Raw genomic sequence first — 16,360 nt, 5'->3', positions numbered from 1 at the left:
TCCAGGGCCGATCTCAGGACCGACATCAACCAGAACCAGCATGGAAAACATCTATATCGTCGGCGTCGGCATGACGCCGTTCGGCCGCCACGCCGACAAGACCGTCAAGCAGCTCACCGCCTGGGCGGTGGAAGACGCCCTGAAAGACGCGGCCTGCGACCGCAAGTGGGTGCAGGTTGCGTTCTTCGGCAACTGCACACAGGGGCACTTCGACGGCCAGCACATGATCCGTGGCCAGGTGGCGCTGCTGCCGCTGGGCTTCGACAGCATTCCCATCTTCAATATCGAAGGCGCCTGCGCATCGTCGAGCCACGCGTTCAACCTGGCCGTGACGCAGCTGCGTGCGGGCGCTGCGGATGTGGCGATCGCCGTGGGCGCGGAGAAGATGTTCTACAGCGACAAGGCCAAGATGTTCTCGGCCTTCGAGTCCGCCTGGGACATCGAGACCTTCGAGGAGAACAAGAACTACCTGGCCGCCATGGGCCAGAGCATCGTGCCGCCGTCCGGGTCCCAGTCACCGAAGCCCTACAGCCCGTTCATGGACGTGTATGCGGCGCTGGGCCGCGGCGGCCTGATGGAGCGCTTCGGCATTACGCAGCGCCAGCTTGCTGCGGTGTCGTCGAAGAACCACGGGCATTCGGTGCACAACGAGCGTTCGCAGTACCGCAACGCCATGAGCATCGAGGAAGTGCTGGCCGCGCCGCCAATCACGTACCCGATCACGCTGCCGATGTGCTCGCCGATCTCGGATGGCGCCTCCGCGGCCATCCTCTGCACGGAGTCGGCGCTGAAGAAGTACGGCTTCGACCGCAAGCGCGCCATCCGCGTGATGGCGAGCGTGGTGCGATCCGCCTCCGCGCGCGAGGCCGACGCCCATGACCTGGGCTGTACCCGCCAGGCGGGCAAGGTTGCCTTCGAGCAGGCCGGCATCGGCCCGCAGGACATCAACGTGGCGGAAGTGCACGATGCCACCGCGATCGGCGAACTGCTGTGCGTCGAGGCGCTGGGCCTGTGCGAGCCCGGCGACAGCGGCGCCATGGCCGAACGCGGCGAGACCACGCTGGGCGGCAGGCTGCCGATCAATCCGTCGGGCGGCCTGGAATCGAAGGGCCACCCGATCGGCGCGACCGGCATCGGCCAGATCTTCGAACTGGTGGAGCAACTGCGCGGCAACTGCGGCAAGCGCCAGGTGGAAGGCGCACGTTTTGCCATCCAGGGCAACGGCGGCGGCCTGTGGCGCGTGGAAGAAGCCACCGAACACATTGCGATCCTTGGCCGCGACTGAGCGCGGCCAGGCAACTGATTCCGAGAGACAACGAATGCCATACCAACTGCCTACCGAAGACCAGACCCTTGCGGTCGAGAGCTTTCGCAAGTTCCTGCAGTCCGAGATCAAGCCCGTGGCGCGTGAATACCGCGACCGCTTCATCCCCAAGGAGAAGATGCGGGAACTGACCCAGCGCATCGCCGAGTTCGGCCTGCCGGGCTGTTCGATTCCCGCCGAACTGGGCGGCATGGGACTGACCTTCACCATGCAAGGCATGCTGTTCGAAGAACTGGTGGCCTGCTCGTGCGACATCGCGCTGGCCGTGATGATCAATCTCGGCCTGCCTCTCCTGCTGACCGGCGCGTCGCAGGAACTGCGCGACAAGTACATGGCGGATGCACTGGCCGGCAAGATTTTCAGCTCGGTGGCCATCAGCGAGCCCGACGTCGGTTCCAACGTCGCGGAACTCAAGACCCGCGCCGTGCGTGATGGCGACCACTACATCATCAATGGCGAGAAGACCTGGATCTCGAACGGGGAGTACTCCGATGTGGTCGTGGTGACGTGCCGCACGGAGAGTGGCCTGTCCCACATCCTGGTGGACCGCAAGGAGCATGGCTACGAGTCGCGCAATATCGACAAGATCGCGCTCGGCTCGCAATCGACCGCGCAGCTGTTCTTCCAGGATGTACGCGTACCGGTGACCAATCTGATCGGCAAGGAAGGCGAGGGCCTGAAGAATACAATGAAGCTGTTCGAAGTGGCGCGAGGCCACGTCGGCACGCTGTCGATCGGGCTGATGCGGGCGTCGCTGGAAGAGTCGATTGCCTATGCGAAGGATCGCAAGCAGTTCGGCAAGCCCATCGCCGCGCACCAGCTCGTGGCGGCCAAGATTGCCAACATGGCGATGCTGCTGGATGCGTCGCGGCTGATGTGCCATCGCGTGTTCGGTCTCATCGACGCCGGCATCCGTTGCGACATGGAGGCATCGATGGCGAAGGCCTTCGCCACGGAAGCCGCGGTCCGTGCTTGCCGCGATGCCGTACAACTGCATGGCGGGAACGGCATTACGAAGGAGTTCAACGTCGAGCGCTACCTGCGCGAGGCGATCATCATCCCGATTCCGGATGGCACGACGGAGATCCAGCAACTGGCGATTTCGCGGGCGCTGACGGGTATCTCGGCTTTTGCATAACGCCAGGACGTCAATACTGTGAGTGTTGGCTCCCCTCTCCCATTTATGGGAGAGGGGAGCAAGCCGGCAGTATGGAGCCGGCCCCGGGGTAATCAGGACACGCGCCGCGTCTGGCCCGTCCAATACTTGTCCCGCACCTGCCGTCGCAGGACTTTCCCCACTGCGCTGACCGGCAGCGCATCGACAAAGGCTACCGTCTTCGGCGCCTTGTAACGCCCCAGCATGCCCTTGACGTGGTCGATCAGCTCGGCGGCGGTTGCCTGCTCGCCAGCCTTGAGTACGACCTCGGCATGCACGGCCTCGCCCCATTCCTCATGCGGAACGCCGACCACGGTTGAATTGGAAACCGCCGGATGGGCGTTCAGTGCCGCCTCGACCTCGATCGCATAGACATTGAACCCGCCCGTGATGATCATGTCCTTCTTCCGGTCGACAATGTAGAGGAACCCCTGTTCGTCGACGTAGCCGAGATCACCCGATTTCCAGAAGCCGTTGGTGAACTCGGCCGCCGTGCCCTCGGGATTGCGGAAGTAGCCGGAGATGGTGGCCCGCGACCGGATCCAGACCTCGCCCGTGGCACCCGGCGGCAGGCGCTGGCCGTCTTCGCCGGCCACGATCACTTCGGCGGTGGATGCCAGGCGTCCGGCGGACGCGAGGTGGCCTGCCCCGACGATATGGTCTTTCTTCGGCAGCAGCGCCACGGGCTGCAGGCATTCCGTCGAGCCGTAGATCTGCAGGAAGATGTTGCCGAAGCGCGCCTGCAGGCGTTCCAGCTTCGCAGGGCTGATGGGGGCCGCGCCGTAGTAGATGGTCTGGAGCGAAGACAGGTCGTGATCGGACGCCTCCGGCAGGTCCAGGAGCCAGTAGAGCACCGTTGGCACCAGCGCGCCCACGGTGGCCTTTTCCGCTTCCACATTGCGGCACCATGCTTTCAGGTCGGGGAGGTTCTGGGTGATCGTGCAGCCGCCGCGGAACAGCGTCGGCAGGAAGTACAGGCCCGAGCCGTGGCTGACCGGCGCCATGTGCAGTACCCGGGCGTCGGGATTGATCGCATGCTCGGCCTCGGCGAAGAAGGCATCGCGGCACGCCAGCCAGTTGTCCATCGTGTAGGCGGCGCACTTGCTCCTGCCGGTGGTGCCGCCGGTGAAGCGGTACAGCAGGGGATCGGCGTGGATGTCGCTCTCGACGCCGGGGTCGTCCCCGGAAACATCCTCGAGCAGGTCCCAAAAGCCGTACAGGCCGTCGGCATGGGCGAACTCGGTGGGTACCGGGTCCATGCAGACGACGGTCACGCCGGACTCGCGCAGCATGGGGTAGTAGCGCGCCAGCAAGTCGTTTTCCAGGAACACCACCTTCGGCCGCAGGAAGTCCACCTGCCATCGGTGCTCGTCGATGGAATCGCGCAGGTTGGTGAATGCCGCGGCCGCATCGCCCTTGAGCACGGTCCAGGTGTGCAGCAGCGACAGGTTGTCGTTGTCGAGGATGCAGAGGTAGCTGTCGCCGCGGCGCAGTGCCAGCCTGTCTCGCATCATGTTGACGATGCGATTGGTCAGCGCATGCAGTTCCCGGTAGCTGTAGCGGCGGTTGCGCTCGATATTGACCAGGGCCTCGCGATCGGCCCATCGCACGGCCGCGTGCTCCATCAGGCGCGCGAAATTGATTTTCATGCTGTCTCCTGTATCGGTAAATGCCGGTCCGGTCCCTTCCGGGGATCTTCTGCGGCGCGTGCAATATAGGACTGGCGCGCGGCGGACCAGTCCCCCTCGAAACGAGGGGGAGCTTGCCGGGAGCCCCACTACCTATCATCGGTTCCGTGCCGATTCGATCGAACGGCTGACAACAGATACCGAGGAAGACTTATGGCTCGCAAAGTCGTCGTGGCCGGCGTGGGGATGGTCCCCTTCACCAAACCGGGCGCCAGTGAAACCTATGACCTGATGGGCGCCGCCGCCGCCCGGCTGGCGCTGCAGGACGCCCGCGTGGATTACAAGGCGATTCAGCAGGCCTATACCGCCTTCGTCTACGGCGACTCGTGCGCCGGGCAGCGCGCCCTCTATCACGTCGGCATGACCGGCATCCCGATTATCAACGTCAACAACAACTGCGCCACCGGTTCGACCGGGCTGTTCCTCGCGCGGCAGGCCATCGAGGCTGGCGCGCTCGATGTGGCGCTCGTCGTCGGCTTCGAGCAGATGAACCCAGGCGCCCTGGGCAGCTACTTCAACGACCGACCGCTGCCGGCCGACCTGTTCCTGCAGCGTTGCGACGCACTGATGGGCACGCAGGAAATCCCGCCCGCGCTGCGCATCTTTGGCGGAGCGGGCCTGGACCACATGCAGCGCTTCGGCACGCCGGTGGAGACGTTCGCGAAGATCCGCGCCAAGGCCAGCCGCCACGCCGCCAACAACCCGCTCGCGGTATTCCGCAAGGTGATTACGCCCGAAGACGTCATGGCGGACCAGCCGGTATGGCCCGGTGTCATGACCCGCCTGATGGCCTGCCCGCCAACCTGCGGCGCCGCCGCCGCCGTGCTGTGCAGCGAAGAGTACGCGCGCAAGCATGACATCGACGCGCGCGTCTGGATCGCGGCCCAGGCCATGAGCACCGATTTCGCGGACACGTTCGAGACCGACATGCGCTACGTCGCCGGTTTCGGCATGGCCAGGGCCGCTTCGCAACAGGTCTACGAAGCGTCCGGCATCGGTGCCGACGACGTGGACGTGGTCGAACTGCATGACTGCTTCGCCCACAACGAACTGATTACCTATGAAGGCCTGGGCCTGTGCCCGGAGGGCGGCGCGGCGAAGTTTGTCGACGACGGCGACAACACGTACGGCGGCAAGTACGTGGTCAACCCGTCGGGCGGCCTGCTGTCGAAGGGCCACCCGCTTGGGGCGACCGGCCTTGCGCAATGCACGGAACTCGTCCAGCAATTGCGCGGCACCGCCGAAAAGCGGCAGGTGGAAGGAGCCCGCGTGGCGCTCCAGCACAACGTGGGGATCGGCGGCGCCTGCGTCGTCACGATGTACCGTATCTGACGCGGAGCCTGCCATGGACTTTCAACCCGACGCCGGGCTCGACACCTTCCGGCAGGATGTGCGCGAATTCGTGCGCGCCGGCTTGCCGGCCGAACTGGCCGGCAAGCCGCGCGGCAGCGTGCGTTCGCAGCGTGCAGAAGTGGAGCGCTGGCAGCGTGTGCTCAACGAAAAGGGATGGGGCGCGCCCTACTGGGCGCAGAAGGATGGCGGCACCGGCTGGAGCGTGCTGCAGCAACTCATCTTCGACGAAGAGTGCGTGGCTGCGGGCACGCCCACCCAGGACGGCTTTGCGCAGAAGCTGCTTGGCCCCGTGCTGAACGCGTTTGCCAGCCCGGAGCAGAAGGCTGAGCACCTGCCGCACATCTTCAGCGGCACGCGCCTGTGGTGCCAGGGCTTCTCGGAACCGGGCTCGGGCTCCGACCTCGCTTCGCTGCGCACGCGTGCGGACCGCGACGGCGACCACTACGTGGTCAACGGCCAGAAGATCTGGACCAGCTACGCGCATGAGGCGGACTGGATCTTCCTCCTGGTCCGCACCGACCAGGAGGCCAGGAAGCAGGCCGGCATCACCTTCCTGCTGGTGGACATGAAGACGCCTGGCATCACGGTGCGCCCGATCCGCAGCATCGACGACTGCCATCACCTGAACGAGACCTTCTTCGACAACGTCCGTGTCCCGGTCGCCAACCGCATCGGCGCAGAAGGGGACGGCTGGAAGATCACCAAGTTCCTGCTCAACAACGAACACGCGACGGCGGCCGACCTGCCCATCCTCAAGCGCTACCTGATGGAGATCCGCAAGCTGGCGGCAAGCCAGAAGGCGGGCAGAAATTCGCTCATCGCGCGCCATGAGTTCGCGCTGCGCCTGGCGCGCTTCGACGCGGAGGTCAATGCCATCGCCATGATGGTGAAGCGCGTGGCCGCGATGGAGCAGGACCACAGCCCCGCGGCGCACGCCATGGGGTCGATGCTGAAGATCCGCGGCACCGAACTGCAGCAGCGCATGAGCGAGTTCCTGGTGGAATCGCTGGGCGACTACGGCGCGGTGGCCTACCCTGAGCCGCATGCCGAGGGTGCGGAACCGCCGCTGCCGATGCAGGGGATGGGCCGTGGCATTGCGAACGAAATGTTCTTCCGCCGCGCATCCACGATCTACGGGGGTACCAGCGAAGTGCAGCGCGGCATCATCGCGAAGGCGGTGTTTCAACTCTGAAAGGCGCATGAATCATGGATTTCAAGCTGGATGACACGCAGCAGATGCTGCAGGACAGCGTGCGCCGCTATGTCGACAAGGACTACAGCTTCGAGCGCCGTACCGCACTGCTCAAGGCGCGTTCGAGCTGCAGTGCGGCGGACTGGGCGGCGTTTGCCGGGAACGGCTGGCTCGCGGCAGCACTGCCGGAGTCCGATGGCGGGCTTGGCGGCAGCGTCGTCGACACGGTGCTGATCGCGCAGGAATTCGGCCGCGGGCTGGTGGTGGAGCCGTTCCTCGGCTGTGCCGTGCTGGCGGCCCAGACGCTGGTGGCGGGGGCGTCGCCGGTGCAGCGCGAGGCATTGGTGCCGGCGCTGGCCGACGGCTCGCGCAAGCTGGCGCTGGCTTACAGCGAAGCGGAATCACGGGGATTTCCAGACACCGTCGCGTGTCGTGCGAATACGGTGGATGGCGGCTACGTGCTGCGTGGCGTAAAGACGCTGGTGCTGGGCGGTGTGGATGCCGATGCGTTCATCGTGTCGGCCCGCATCGGCGATGGCGAAGGCCTCTCGCTTTTCTTGGTGGATGCTACCAGTCGGGGCCTGTCGCGCCAGCCACTGCCGCTGCATGACGGCTCATGGGCCGCGCAGGTGACGCTCGACGGCGTGAAGGTCGATGCCGGCAGTCTTCTCGGCCAGGCCGGGCAAGGGCTGGCCGCGCTGCGCCATGGCCTGGCGCATGGCACCGCCGCGCTGTGCGCAGAGCTGGTCGGCGCCATGGAGAAGGCCATCGAGATCTGTGCCGAGTACCTGAAGGTGCGCAAGCAGTTCGGCGTGTCCATCGGCTCGTTCCAGGCCTTGCAGCACCGCATGGCCGACATGGTCGCGGAGCTGGAGCTGGCGCGTTCGATGCTGTACCACCTGCTGGCCTCCATGGCCAATGACGATGCGGCGACCGTGCAGCGTAGCGTCTCCCAGGCCAAGGCCCTGATCGGCCGCGCCGCGCGCGTGGTCTGCGGCCAGGCGATCCAGCTGCACGGCGGCATCGGCATGACCGAAGAGTATGCCGTCGGGCACTACTTCAAGCGCGCCATCGTCGCCGATGCACTGTTCGGCCGCGCCGACCACCATGAGGCTGCCTGCGCAGAGGCACTGCAGGCCACACTGATTCAAGCTGAAGGACAAGCATGAAGACTTTCGAGAAGATCGCCGATCTCAAGCCGATGGTTGGCGAGAGCATCGGCACCAGCGAGTGGATGACGATCGACCAGGTTCGCGTGAATCAGTTTGCCGACGCCACGGGCGACCATCAATGGATCCATGTCGACGTGGAACGCGCGAAGCAGGGGCCGTTCGGCGGGCCGATCGCGCACGGCTTCCTGACGCTGAGCCTGCTGCCGGCATTCTTTGCCACGGCCTTCCAGATCCGCGAGACCCGCGCTGGCGTGAACTATGGTCTGGACAAGGTGCGTTTCATGTCGCCGGTGCCGGTCGGCAAGCGCCTGCGCGCGCATTTCACGCTGATGTCGTGGGACGCGCTGGAAGGCGGTGGCGCACAGCTGAAAATCGAAATGAAAGTGGAATGCGAAGGCATCTCCAAGCCGGCATGCGTGGCCGAGTCGATCACGCGCCTGTTTCCCTGAATGTCGCGGCTTCGCGAACAGAACCACCAATATTGAGGAGTACAAGATGACGATTCGCTTTGACGGCAAGGTTGCCATTGTCACCGGCGCGGGCGCCGGTCTGGGCCGCTCGCACGCGCTGGCGCTCGCCGCGCGCGGCGCGAAGGTGGTGGTGAATGACTTCGGCGGTGCCCGTGACGGCACCGGCGGCTCGTCCGAGGCCGCGCTCGCCGTGGTGGACGAGATTCGCAAGGCCGGCGGCACCGCCATTGCCAACGGCGCCAACGTGGCCGACTTCGAGCAGGTCCAGGCCATGGTGAAGCAGGTCATGGACGAGTTCGGCCGCGTCGATATCCTGGTGAACAACGCCGGCATCCTGCGCGACAAGACCTTCTCCAAGCTCGAGATGGCCGACATCAAGGCCGTGATCGACGTTCACCTGATGGGTTCCATCCACTGCACCAAGGCCGTGTGGGACATCATGCGCGAGCAGAACTTTGGCCGCATCGTGATGACCACGTCTTCCTCCGGTATGTATGGAAACTTCGGCCAGTCGAACTACGCTGCGGCCAAGATGGCGCTTGTGGGTCTGATGAACGCACTGACCCCTGAAGGCCGCAAGAACAACATCCGTGTCAACACGGTGGCGCCCGTGGCCGCCACGCGCATGACCGCGGATGTCCTGCCCGAGGAATTGCTCAAGCGCATCCAGCCCGAGCGCGTGACCCCCGCGGTGCTTTATCTCTGCAGCGACGATTCGCCCTCGAAGACGATCATTTCCGCCGGCGGTGGCGTCTTTGCCGCGGCGACGATGATGGAAACCGCACCGGTCAGGCTGGACGATGCCGAGTTGTCTCCGGAGCAGGTTGCCGCGCGCTTTGGCGAGATCGCCAACTGGAGCAGCGCACGCCCGTATGAGGAATCGTTCGCTGAAGTGCAGGCATTCCTGACGCTGGCGGCGGCGTAATGGGCTGGCTTCTGGCCGGGATCCAATACGCCGCATAACGACTCGCAGCACGCGCGCGCTACATCGTGAATGGTGGTGCGGCGCGGCTTGCCGCTGCGATCGGAAGAAGGGCGGGTATCGGAATCGGACATGCCATTTCTGGAAACAATGCCGGGAGGATAGAACAGCGCGAGGTGCCGGTGACCGTGCCGGGACTGCCCTAGTCCACTGCGTCAGTCGAAAATGCCGGATACGCCTAACACTTGCTTGCGGAATGTTCCATACTTCAGGCCGTGTACCGTGGCCGGACGCGCAATCCCCCAATGGAGGAACGTTGCCATGAAGCTGATTCGCATTGCAGTGCTGGCGTCCTTGCTCGCGGGATGCGCCATGAACCAGGGTACGCCGGGCAGCGCGCAGGCGTCACGCACGGAAAGCTGCAAGGCGGCATCGGAGCAGGAGATCGCGGCGCTGTTCGATCGATGGAATCAGTCTCTGCAGACAGGCGATCCGCGCAAGGTGGCGGCCAACTATGCGGAGCGGTCGATTCTGCTGCCGACGGTCTCCAACAAGCCTCGCGTGACGGTTGCGGAGAGAGAGGACTACTTCCAGCATTTCCTGCATGACCGGCCTTCGGGGAAGATCGACTTCCGCCAAATCCAGATCGGATGCAATTCCGCGGTGGATGCGGGACTCTATACATTCACCTTCGCGCGCACGGGCGCTGTCGTCAAGGCCCGTTATAGCTACACCTATCGCTGGGATGGATCGCAATGGCTGATCACCAGCCATCATTCGTCGGCGATGCCGGAGAAATGACCGGGGCTGTGCTGCGAAGGGAAAGGGCGAGCACTGCCGATCGGACGGGGAACCCGTACCCCATCTGGCTTCCTCCTGGCTTTTGCCGCTCGGGCAAAAGACTCGCCGGCTAAGCCGGCGAAACAGCCACGCTTGCCAGGCACGCCAACCCAATCCCCCCTCACGGCCCCCGCAATTCGGCGAGGAACCTTTTTTGCGCAGTTGCGTCAGCCCATGCCTGCACCCACACAGCGTCCCACATAAACGCTGACGAAATCGGGCGGGGAATTATCTGCCGGCGGACATCGGCCGGTTCCTCCATCGCAGTCCGGCTCGATCACATTCCGCTTTCCCCCTTGCGCTGCCTCGAATACTGTATAAACATACAGTATTCGTAAAAACACCATTCGCCACCCCAGCGAGACTCAACATCCACATGACCGCACCCGCCGCCCCCGCCGCGGAGGCTCTTGCTTTCCCTTCGCCTGACCAGCCCCTCCCGCCGAGCCGGGAGGAGGCCGTGGCCGCGCTCGAGCAGCGCTACCCCAGCCTGTGGCGCGCCGGCCAGCTTGGCCGCGCCGGCAGCCAGCCGGTGTGGCCGGCCGGCTATGCCGGGCTGGCGGCTGAACTGCCCGGCGGCGGCTGGCCGGTCGGCGGGGTGACGGAGCTGCTGACCACGCAGGGCGGGGCGGGCGAACTGCGCCTGCTGCTGCCGGCGCTGCGGGCGCTGGCGGCGGCGGGGCGGCGCATCGGGCTGGTGGGGCCGCCTTGCCTGCCCAATGCGATGGGACTGGCCGCGGCGGGTTTGCCGGCGCGCCAGCTCTACTGGGTGCGCCCGGCCCCCGGTGCCGGCAAGGTCGCGCAGCAGGCCGATGTGCTGTGGGCGGCCGAGCAGATGCTGCGCAGCCAGGCGTTCGGCGCGGTGCTGGTGTGGCTGCCGGCCGCGCGGCCGGAGGCGATGCGCCGCCTGCAGGTGCTGGCGCAGGCCGGCGACACCGCGGTGTGGGCCATGCGCCCGGCCACGGCGCTGCGCGAGTCGTCGCCGGCGGTGCTGCGGCTGCTGCTGTCGCCGTTGCCGGGCAATGCACTGTCCATCGTCTTCCACAAGCGGCGCGGGCCGGTGCGCGAGGCGCCGCTGCGGCTGCGGCTGGATGGCATGGAGGGCGCCAGGCGCAGCGCCGGCCACGCCGCGCCTGCCCCGGCTGTTTCACCTGTTGTTTCGGGCGTTGTTGCGGGAGATTCTGCCCATGTCGTACTGGATCGCGGTGCATCTGCCGCGCCTGTCGCTGGACGCGCTGCAGCCGAACTGGCCTGAGCCGGACACGGCGTCCTCCTCCCCGCTTTCCTCCGCCATCGGCACGCTGCACCATGCCGTGCCAGTGGTGGTGATGGAGCGCGAGCGGGTGATGCTGGCCAACGCTCCGGCCATGGCGCTGGGCGTGCGTTTCGGCATGCGGCGCGGCGGCGTGCAGGCGCTGTCGGCCGACGTGGTGCAGCTGGAGCGCGATCCGGTCGCCGAAGCGGCGCTGCTGCACGCGGCGGCGCTGGCGCTGCTGCGTTTCACGCCGCTGGTGACGCTCGATGAAGACCCGGAGGCAGCCACGCTGATGCTCGACGTCACGGCCAGCCTGCGCCTGTTCGGCGGCCACCGCGCGCTGTGCCGGGCGGTGCGCGCATGCGTGCGGCAACTCGGAACGTTTGCCCAGGTCGGCAGCGGGGCCACGGCCCATGGTGCGGCGTGGCTGGCGCGCCAGCCCCTGCGGCGCACCCGCCGCGGCATCGTGCGGCCGGCGCGGCGGGCGGTGCAGCCCGGGCGCATGGGCCGGCTGCTGGACCGCCTGCCGGTCGAGGTGCTGCACCTGCTGGCGGACCCGGGCTGGCTCGATGGCATTGGCTGCCGCACGCTGGGCGAGGTGCGGCGCCTGCCGCGCGCGGGGCTGTCACGCCGGCTGGGCCCGGCACTGCTGGCCCGGCTGGACCAGGCCTATGGCGAGGCGCTGGCCAGCTTCACCTGGTTTGCCGCGCCGCCCGCGTTCGCGCAGCGCATGGACCTGCCGGGACGCATCGAATCGGCCGAAGGCGTGCTGGCCGGCGCCCAGCGCCTGCTGCTGGCGCTGGCCGGCTGGCTGGCGGTGCAACAGGCCGGCGTCACGCGTTGCGTGCTGGTGCTCGAGCATGAGCGCTACCGGCTCGGCATCGATACTGTGGGTACGCCCGTGACGGTGGGCCTGGCCCAGCCCAGCCGCGATCCGGCGCACCTGTCGCGCCTGCTGCGCGAGAAGCTGGACAAGCTGAATTTCCACGCCCCCGTGACCGGCCTGGCGCTGCGCGTGGAAGCCATGGCCGAACACATGCCGCAGAGCGACGCGCTGTTCCCCGAGCCCGGCGGCACGCCGGCCGAGCTGGGCCGCGTGCTCGACACGCTGGTCGCCCGCCTGGGGCGCGACAACGTGCTGCAACCGCAGCCGCTGGCCGACCACCGGCCCGAACGCGCCAATCGCTGGTGCCCGGTGGATGAGGCGGCATCCGGCAAGGCGGCCGGCGCGCCGCTGCCGCCGCTGCCCGAGCGCCCGCTGTGGCTGCTGGCGCAGCCGCTGCCCCTGCCGGTGCGCAACCACCGCCCTGACCACGGCGGCCCGCTGGGCATGCTGACCCGGCCCGAACGCATCGAAGCCGGCTGGTGGGACGGCGCGTTGGCCACGCGCGATTACTTCATCGCCGAGCGTGCCGACGGCCTGCGCTGCTGGGTCTATCGCGAGCGCCCCGGCCATCCGGGGCGCGACGGGCAGGATGACGGCGGTGAGTACCGCTGGTTCCTGCATGGGTTGTTCGCATGAGCGCGCCGGATTTGCCCGCGTGGCTGCCCACGCTGCCCGACTACGCGGAGCTGCACTGCATCTCCAACTTCACGTTCCTGACCGGCGCGTCGCATCCGGTCGAGCTGATCGAGCGTGCCTTCCAGCTTGGCTACCGCGGCATCGCGCTGACCGACGAATGCTCGGTGGCCGGCACCGCGCGCGCGCACGACGCCATCAAGACGCTGCGCGCGCGGCTGAAGGATGCCGTGGAACGCTGCGAGGCGGCCGCGGGCGATGCGCAGGACGACGGCGAACTCAATGCGCTGAAGGAGCACGCCGAAGCCGCCAAGGCGTTCAAGTTGCTGATCGGCAGCCGCTTCAGCCTGACCGCGCCATGCGGCGCGGACGAACGGCCGCCGCTGCGGCTGATCCTGATCGCGCAGCACCGCGAAGGCTTCGGCAACCTGTGCGAGCTGATCACGCTGGGCCGCATGCGCGCGCAGAAGGGCAGCTACCGGCTGCACCCCGAAGACCTGTCCGCGCCCGGGAAAGAGCTGGAGCACCTGCGCGGCATGCCGGGCTGCCTGGCGCTGCTGCTGCCCGATTACTGCTCCGACCCGTCGCAGTTGCTGGAGCAGGCGCAATGGTGTCGCGAAGTCTTTGGCGAACGCGCGTGGATCGCACTGGAGCAACTGCAAGGCCATGCCGATGCTCTGCACCGCAGTCGGCTCGAAACCGTATCGGCGCAGGCCGGCGTGCCGCTGGCGGCATCGGGCGCGGTGACCATGCACGTGCGCTCGCGCAAGCCGCTGTCCGACGTGCTGACCGCGATCCGGCTGGGCAAGCCGCTGCCCGAATGCGGCATGGCGCTGGCGCCCAATGCCGAGCAGCACCTGCGCATGCGCCAGGTGCTGTCGCGCCTGTATCCGCGCGAGGCGCTGGCGCAGACGCTGAGGATTGCCGGGCTGTGCGATTTCTCGCTCGATATGCTGCGCTATGAGTATCCCGAGGAACTGGTGCCCAAGGGCGAGACGCCGATCAGCTACCTGCGCAAGGAAGTGGAGGCAGGCCAGAGGGTGCGTTTTCCCGACGGCATGAAACCGGAATGGGAGAAGCAGCTTCGTGAGGAGCTGGAACTGATCGAGGAGAAGCAATACGAGCACTTCTTCCTGACCGTGCATGACATCGTTCGCGAGGCACGCAAGCGAGGCATCCTGTGCCAGGGCCGCGGCTCCGCGGCCAATTCGCTGGTGTGCTACTGCCTGTACATCACCGAGGTCAATCCTGGCGAAGCCAACCTGCTGTTCGGCCGCTTCCTCTCGCGCGAGCGCGACGAGGCCCCCGATATCGATGTGGATTTCGAGCACCAGCGGCGCGAGGAAATCATCCAGTACATCTACGGCAAGTACGGCCGCGACCGCACCGCGCTGGCCGCATCGCTGATCAGCTACCGCTCGCGCAGCGCGCTGCGCGATGTGGGGCGCGCGCTGGGCATCGATGCCAGCGTGGTGGAACAGGTGGTCAAGGGCCAGGCGTGGTGGGAAAGCGGACAGAGTTTCCTGGATCGCATCAGCCGCTATGGGCTGGACCGCGAATCGCCGGCGGTGCAGCAATGGGCCAGCCTGACCGAGCAGTTGCGCGGTTTCCCGCGCCACCTGTCGCAGCACGTGGGCGGCTTCGTGATGGCGCGCGGCAAGCTGTCGCGGCTGGTGCCGATCGAGAACGCGGCGATGGCCGAGCGCAGCGTGATCCAGTGGGACAAGGATGACCTCGAATCGCTCGGCCTGCTCAAGGTCGACGTGCTGGCGCTGGGCATGCTGTCGGCCATCCGCCGCGCGCTGGAGATGATCCCCAACCTGAATGAAGATCTGGCTCGTGCCGGTGTGCCCGCGAGGATGGGAGATATCCCCTCCGGTAACAACGAGACCTACGACATGATCTGCAAGGCCGACACCATCGGCGTGTTCCAGATCGAGTCGCGCGCGCAGCAGTCGATGCTGCCGCGCCTGCAGCCGCGCAACTATTACGACCTCGTGGTGGAAGTGGCTATCGTGCGGCCCGGCCCGATCCAGGGCGGCATGGTTCATCCCTACCTGAAACGGCGCGAAGCCTTCCGTCGTACGCAGAAGCCACCGGCCTACTATGACGCGGTGATCGAAAAAGTACTGGGCCGCACGCTGGGCATACCGATCTTCCAGGAACAGGTGATGCAGCTGGCCATCGACGGGGCCGATTTCACGCCGGGGCAGGCCGACCAGCTGCGCCGCTCGATGGCGGCTTGGCGCCGCCGGGGCGATCTGCGCCAGCACCAGGAGGCGCTGATCCGGGGGCTGACCGAGCACGGGTATCCGAAATCCTTCGCGCTGGGTATCTGCAAGCAGATCGAAGGGTTTGGCGAATATGGCTTTCCGGAAAGCCATGCGGCCAGCTTTGCCAAGCTGGTCTATGTCAGCGCCTGGCTCAAGTGCCACCATCCCTCGGCATTCCTGTGCGCGCTGCTGAACAGCCAGCCGATGGGCTTCTATTCGCCTTCGCAACTGGTGCAAGACGCGCGGCGCCATGGCGTGGTGGCACTGCCGGTCGATGTGACGGTCAGCAACTGGGACAGCACGCTGGAACCTGGGCCCGGGCAGACCGGCGCCGGCAAGCCGCCCGTGCGCCTGGGGCTGGGCCGCGTCAAGGGCATGCGCGAGGAAGCCGCGCTGCGCATCGAGGCCGCGCGCGCGCAGCGTCCCTTCGGCAGCGTAGAGGACCTGGCCCTGCGCGCCGGCCTGGACCGGCACGACATCGACGTGCTGGCCGCGTCCGACGCACTGGCGGCACTCGCCGGCAACCGGCGCCAGGCCCGCTGGCAGGCCAGCGCCGCCGCGCTGCAGGTCGCGCACCGCGACCTGCTCCATGAAGCGCCGCTCATCGAACGCCAGTTGTCACTGCCGGCGCCGCGCCTCGGCGAAGAGGTGGCGGCCGACTACGCCAGCACGGGGCTGTCGCTCAAGTCCCATCCGCTCGCGCTGCTGCGCGCGAAGCTCGATGCCATGGAGTACGCCACGGCGGAGCAGCTTTCCCACTGCCGCAATGGCCGGCGCGTGCGCGCCTGCGGCATCGTCACCGTACGGCAGCGGCCCGCCACGGCCAGCGGCACCATTTTCGCCACCATCGAGGACGAGACCGGCACCGTCAACCTGATCTACTGGCCCGACCTGATCGAGCGGCAGCGCAAGGAAGTGCTCGGCGCGACGCTGCTGGGCGTGGTCGGCATGTGGCAGCGGCAGGGGGAGGTGCGCCACCTGGTGGCGCAGGAGTTGATCGACCTGAGCCCGCTGCTGGGGCGGCTGATGGTGGAGAGCCGCGATTTCCACTGACCCACCGGCCCAGGCCCGATGCACTAAGCTGAAGTCAGCCCGGGACCGCCGGCCAGGCTCGGGCTATCAACGGACGGCTCCTGTCCGATCGCGCATGCATTGCGTATCTTCCCGGCTGTGTTTTCTGCGCTGGAGGCGTGCTG

The 16,360-nt window shown here is 66.9% G+C and carries 12 protein-coding genes; 11 read left to right on the top strand and 1 reads right to left on the bottom strand.

The window, feature by feature from the left end:
• Positions 1–40 precede the first annotated feature (40 nt).
• Positions 41–1,285 carry a thiolase family protein gene (locus LDO29_RS04705; RefSeq protein ID WP_224078635.1) on the top strand — a complete coding sequence of 415 codons (1,245 nt, stop codon included), beginning with the start codon at positions 41–43 and terminating at the stop codon, positions 1,283–1,285.
• 34 nt (positions 1,286–1,319) lie between these two features.
• The gene (locus LDO29_RS04700) at positions 1,320–2,462 is read left to right on the top strand and encodes an acyl-CoA dehydrogenase family protein (protein ID WP_224078634.1); all 1,143 of its coding nucleotides are present in this window, start codon (positions 1,320–1,322) and stop codon (positions 2,460–2,462) included.
• A 92-nt stretch (positions 2,463–2,554) separates the two neighbouring features.
• Here LDO29_RS04700 and LDO29_RS04695 read toward each other — a convergent pair whose 3' ends face one another.
• The gene (locus tag LDO29_RS04695) at positions 2,555–4,129 is read right to left on the bottom strand and encodes a class I adenylate-forming enzyme family protein (RefSeq protein WP_224078633.1); all 1,575 of its coding nucleotides are present in this window, start codon (positions 4,127–4,129) and stop codon (positions 2,555–2,557) included.
• A gap of 192 nt (positions 4,130–4,321) precedes the next feature.
• On the opposite strand from LDO29_RS04695, the gene LDO29_RS04690 reads away from it, so the two are divergent.
• From LDO29_RS04690 to LDO29_RS04650, 9 genes are all read left to right on the top strand, one after another.
• Complete coding sequence (locus tag LDO29_RS04690; RefSeq protein WP_224078632.1) at positions 4,322–5,500, top strand: lipid-transfer protein; 1,179 nt, start codon at positions 4,322–4,324, stop codon at positions 5,498–5,500.
• A gap of 13 nt (positions 5,501–5,513) precedes the next feature.
• Positions 5,514–6,713, top strand: coding sequence for an acyl-CoA dehydrogenase family protein (locus tag LDO29_RS04685; protein WP_224078631.1), 1,200 nt, complete (start codon positions 5,514–5,516; stop codon positions 6,711–6,713).
• A gap of 14 nt (positions 6,714–6,727) precedes the next feature.
• Positions 6,728–7,882: an acyl-CoA dehydrogenase family protein gene (locus LDO29_RS04680; protein WP_224078630.1), complete on the top strand. Its 1,155-nt coding sequence runs from the start codon at positions 6,728–6,730 to the stop codon at positions 7,880–7,882.
• On the top strand, positions 7,879–8,334 hold the full coding sequence (locus tag LDO29_RS04675) for a MaoC family dehydratase (RefSeq protein WP_224078629.1): 456 nt from the start codon (positions 7,879–7,881) through the stop codon (positions 8,332–8,334). Before LDO29_RS04680 ends, LDO29_RS04675 begins: the two co-directional genes overlap by 4 nt.
• Positions 8,335–8,380: 46 nt before the next feature.
• The gene (locus LDO29_RS04670) at positions 8,381–9,280 is read left to right on the top strand and encodes an SDR family oxidoreductase (RefSeq protein WP_224078628.1); all 900 of its coding nucleotides are present in this window, start codon (positions 8,381–8,383) and stop codon (positions 9,278–9,280) included.
• 318 nt (positions 9,281–9,598) lie between these two features.
• Positions 9,599–10,078: an SgcJ/EcaC family oxidoreductase gene (locus tag LDO29_RS04665; RefSeq protein WP_224078627.1), complete on the top strand. Its 480-nt coding sequence runs from the start codon at positions 9,599–9,601 to the stop codon at positions 10,076–10,078.
• A 415-nt stretch (positions 10,079–10,493) separates the two neighbouring features.
• On the top strand, positions 10,494–11,372 hold the full coding sequence (gene imuA, locus LDO29_RS04660) for a translesion DNA synthesis-associated protein ImuA (protein WP_224078626.1): 879 nt from the start codon (positions 10,494–10,496) through the stop codon (positions 11,370–11,372).
• Positions 11,305–12,894 carry a Y-family DNA polymerase gene (locus tag LDO29_RS04655; RefSeq protein ID WP_224078625.1) on the top strand — a complete coding sequence of 530 codons (1,590 nt, stop codon included), beginning with the start codon at positions 11,305–11,307 and terminating at the stop codon, positions 12,892–12,894. The genes imuA and LDO29_RS04655 overlap by 68 nt, the downstream gene beginning before the upstream one ends.
• Positions 12,891–16,217 carry an error-prone DNA polymerase gene (locus LDO29_RS04650; protein ID WP_224078624.1) on the top strand — a complete coding sequence of 1,109 codons (3,327 nt, stop codon included), beginning with the start codon at positions 12,891–12,893 and terminating at the stop codon, positions 16,215–16,217. The genes LDO29_RS04655 and LDO29_RS04650 overlap by 4 nt, the downstream gene beginning before the upstream one ends.
• Positions 16,218–16,360: the final 143 nt, after the last annotated feature.

Origin of the sequence: Cupriavidus laharis, from assembly GCF_914271435.1 — a bacterium.
Lineage (GTDB): Bacteria > Pseudomonadota > Gammaproteobacteria > Burkholderiales > Burkholderiaceae > Cupriavidus > Cupriavidus laharis.
The sequence above is the reverse complement of the archived record's forward strand: the minus strand, read 5'-3'. Positions and strand labels throughout refer to the sequence as shown.

Bases quoted from the DNA above. Each gene is read 5' to 3' on its own strand.
- imuA (WP_224078626.1), top strand. From the start codon at position 10,494: ATGACCGCACCCGCCGCCCCCGCCGCGGAGGCTCTTGCTTTCCCTTCG.
- LDO29_RS04675 (WP_224078629.1), top strand. From the start codon at position 7,879: ATGAAGACTTTCGAGAAGATCGCCGATCTCAAGCCGATGGTTGGCGAG.
- LDO29_RS04700 (WP_224078634.1), top strand. From the start codon at position 1,320: ATGCCATACCAACTGCCTACCGAAGACCAGACCCTTGCGGTCGAGAGC.
- LDO29_RS04650 (WP_224078624.1), top strand. From the start codon at position 12,891: ATGAGCGCGCCGGATTTGCCCGCGTGGCTGCCCACGCTGCCCGACTAC.
- LDO29_RS04680 (WP_224078630.1), top strand. From the start codon at position 6,728: ATGGATTTCAAGCTGGATGACACGCAGCAGATGCTGCAGGACAGCGTG.
- LDO29_RS04695 (WP_224078633.1), bottom strand. From the start codon at position 4,129: ATGAAAATCAATTTCGCGCGCCTGATGGAGCACGCGGCCGTGCGATGG.
- LDO29_RS04670 (WP_224078628.1), top strand. From the start codon at position 8,381: ATGACGATTCGCTTTGACGGCAAGGTTGCCATTGTCACCGGCGCGGGC.
- LDO29_RS04685 (WP_224078631.1), top strand. From the start codon at position 5,514: ATGGACTTTCAACCCGACGCCGGGCTCGACACCTTCCGGCAGGATGTG.
- LDO29_RS04705 (WP_224078635.1), top strand. From the start codon at position 41: ATGGAAAACATCTATATCGTCGGCGTCGGCATGACGCCGTTCGGCCGC.
- LDO29_RS04690 (WP_224078632.1), top strand. From the start codon at position 4,322: ATGGCTCGCAAAGTCGTCGTGGCCGGCGTGGGGATGGTCCCCTTCACC.
- LDO29_RS04655 (WP_224078625.1), top strand. From the start codon at position 11,305: ATGTCGTACTGGATCGCGGTGCATCTGCCGCGCCTGTCGCTGGACGCG.
- LDO29_RS04665 (WP_224078627.1), top strand. From the start codon at position 9,599: ATGAAGCTGATTCGCATTGCAGTGCTGGCGTCCTTGCTCGCGGGATGC.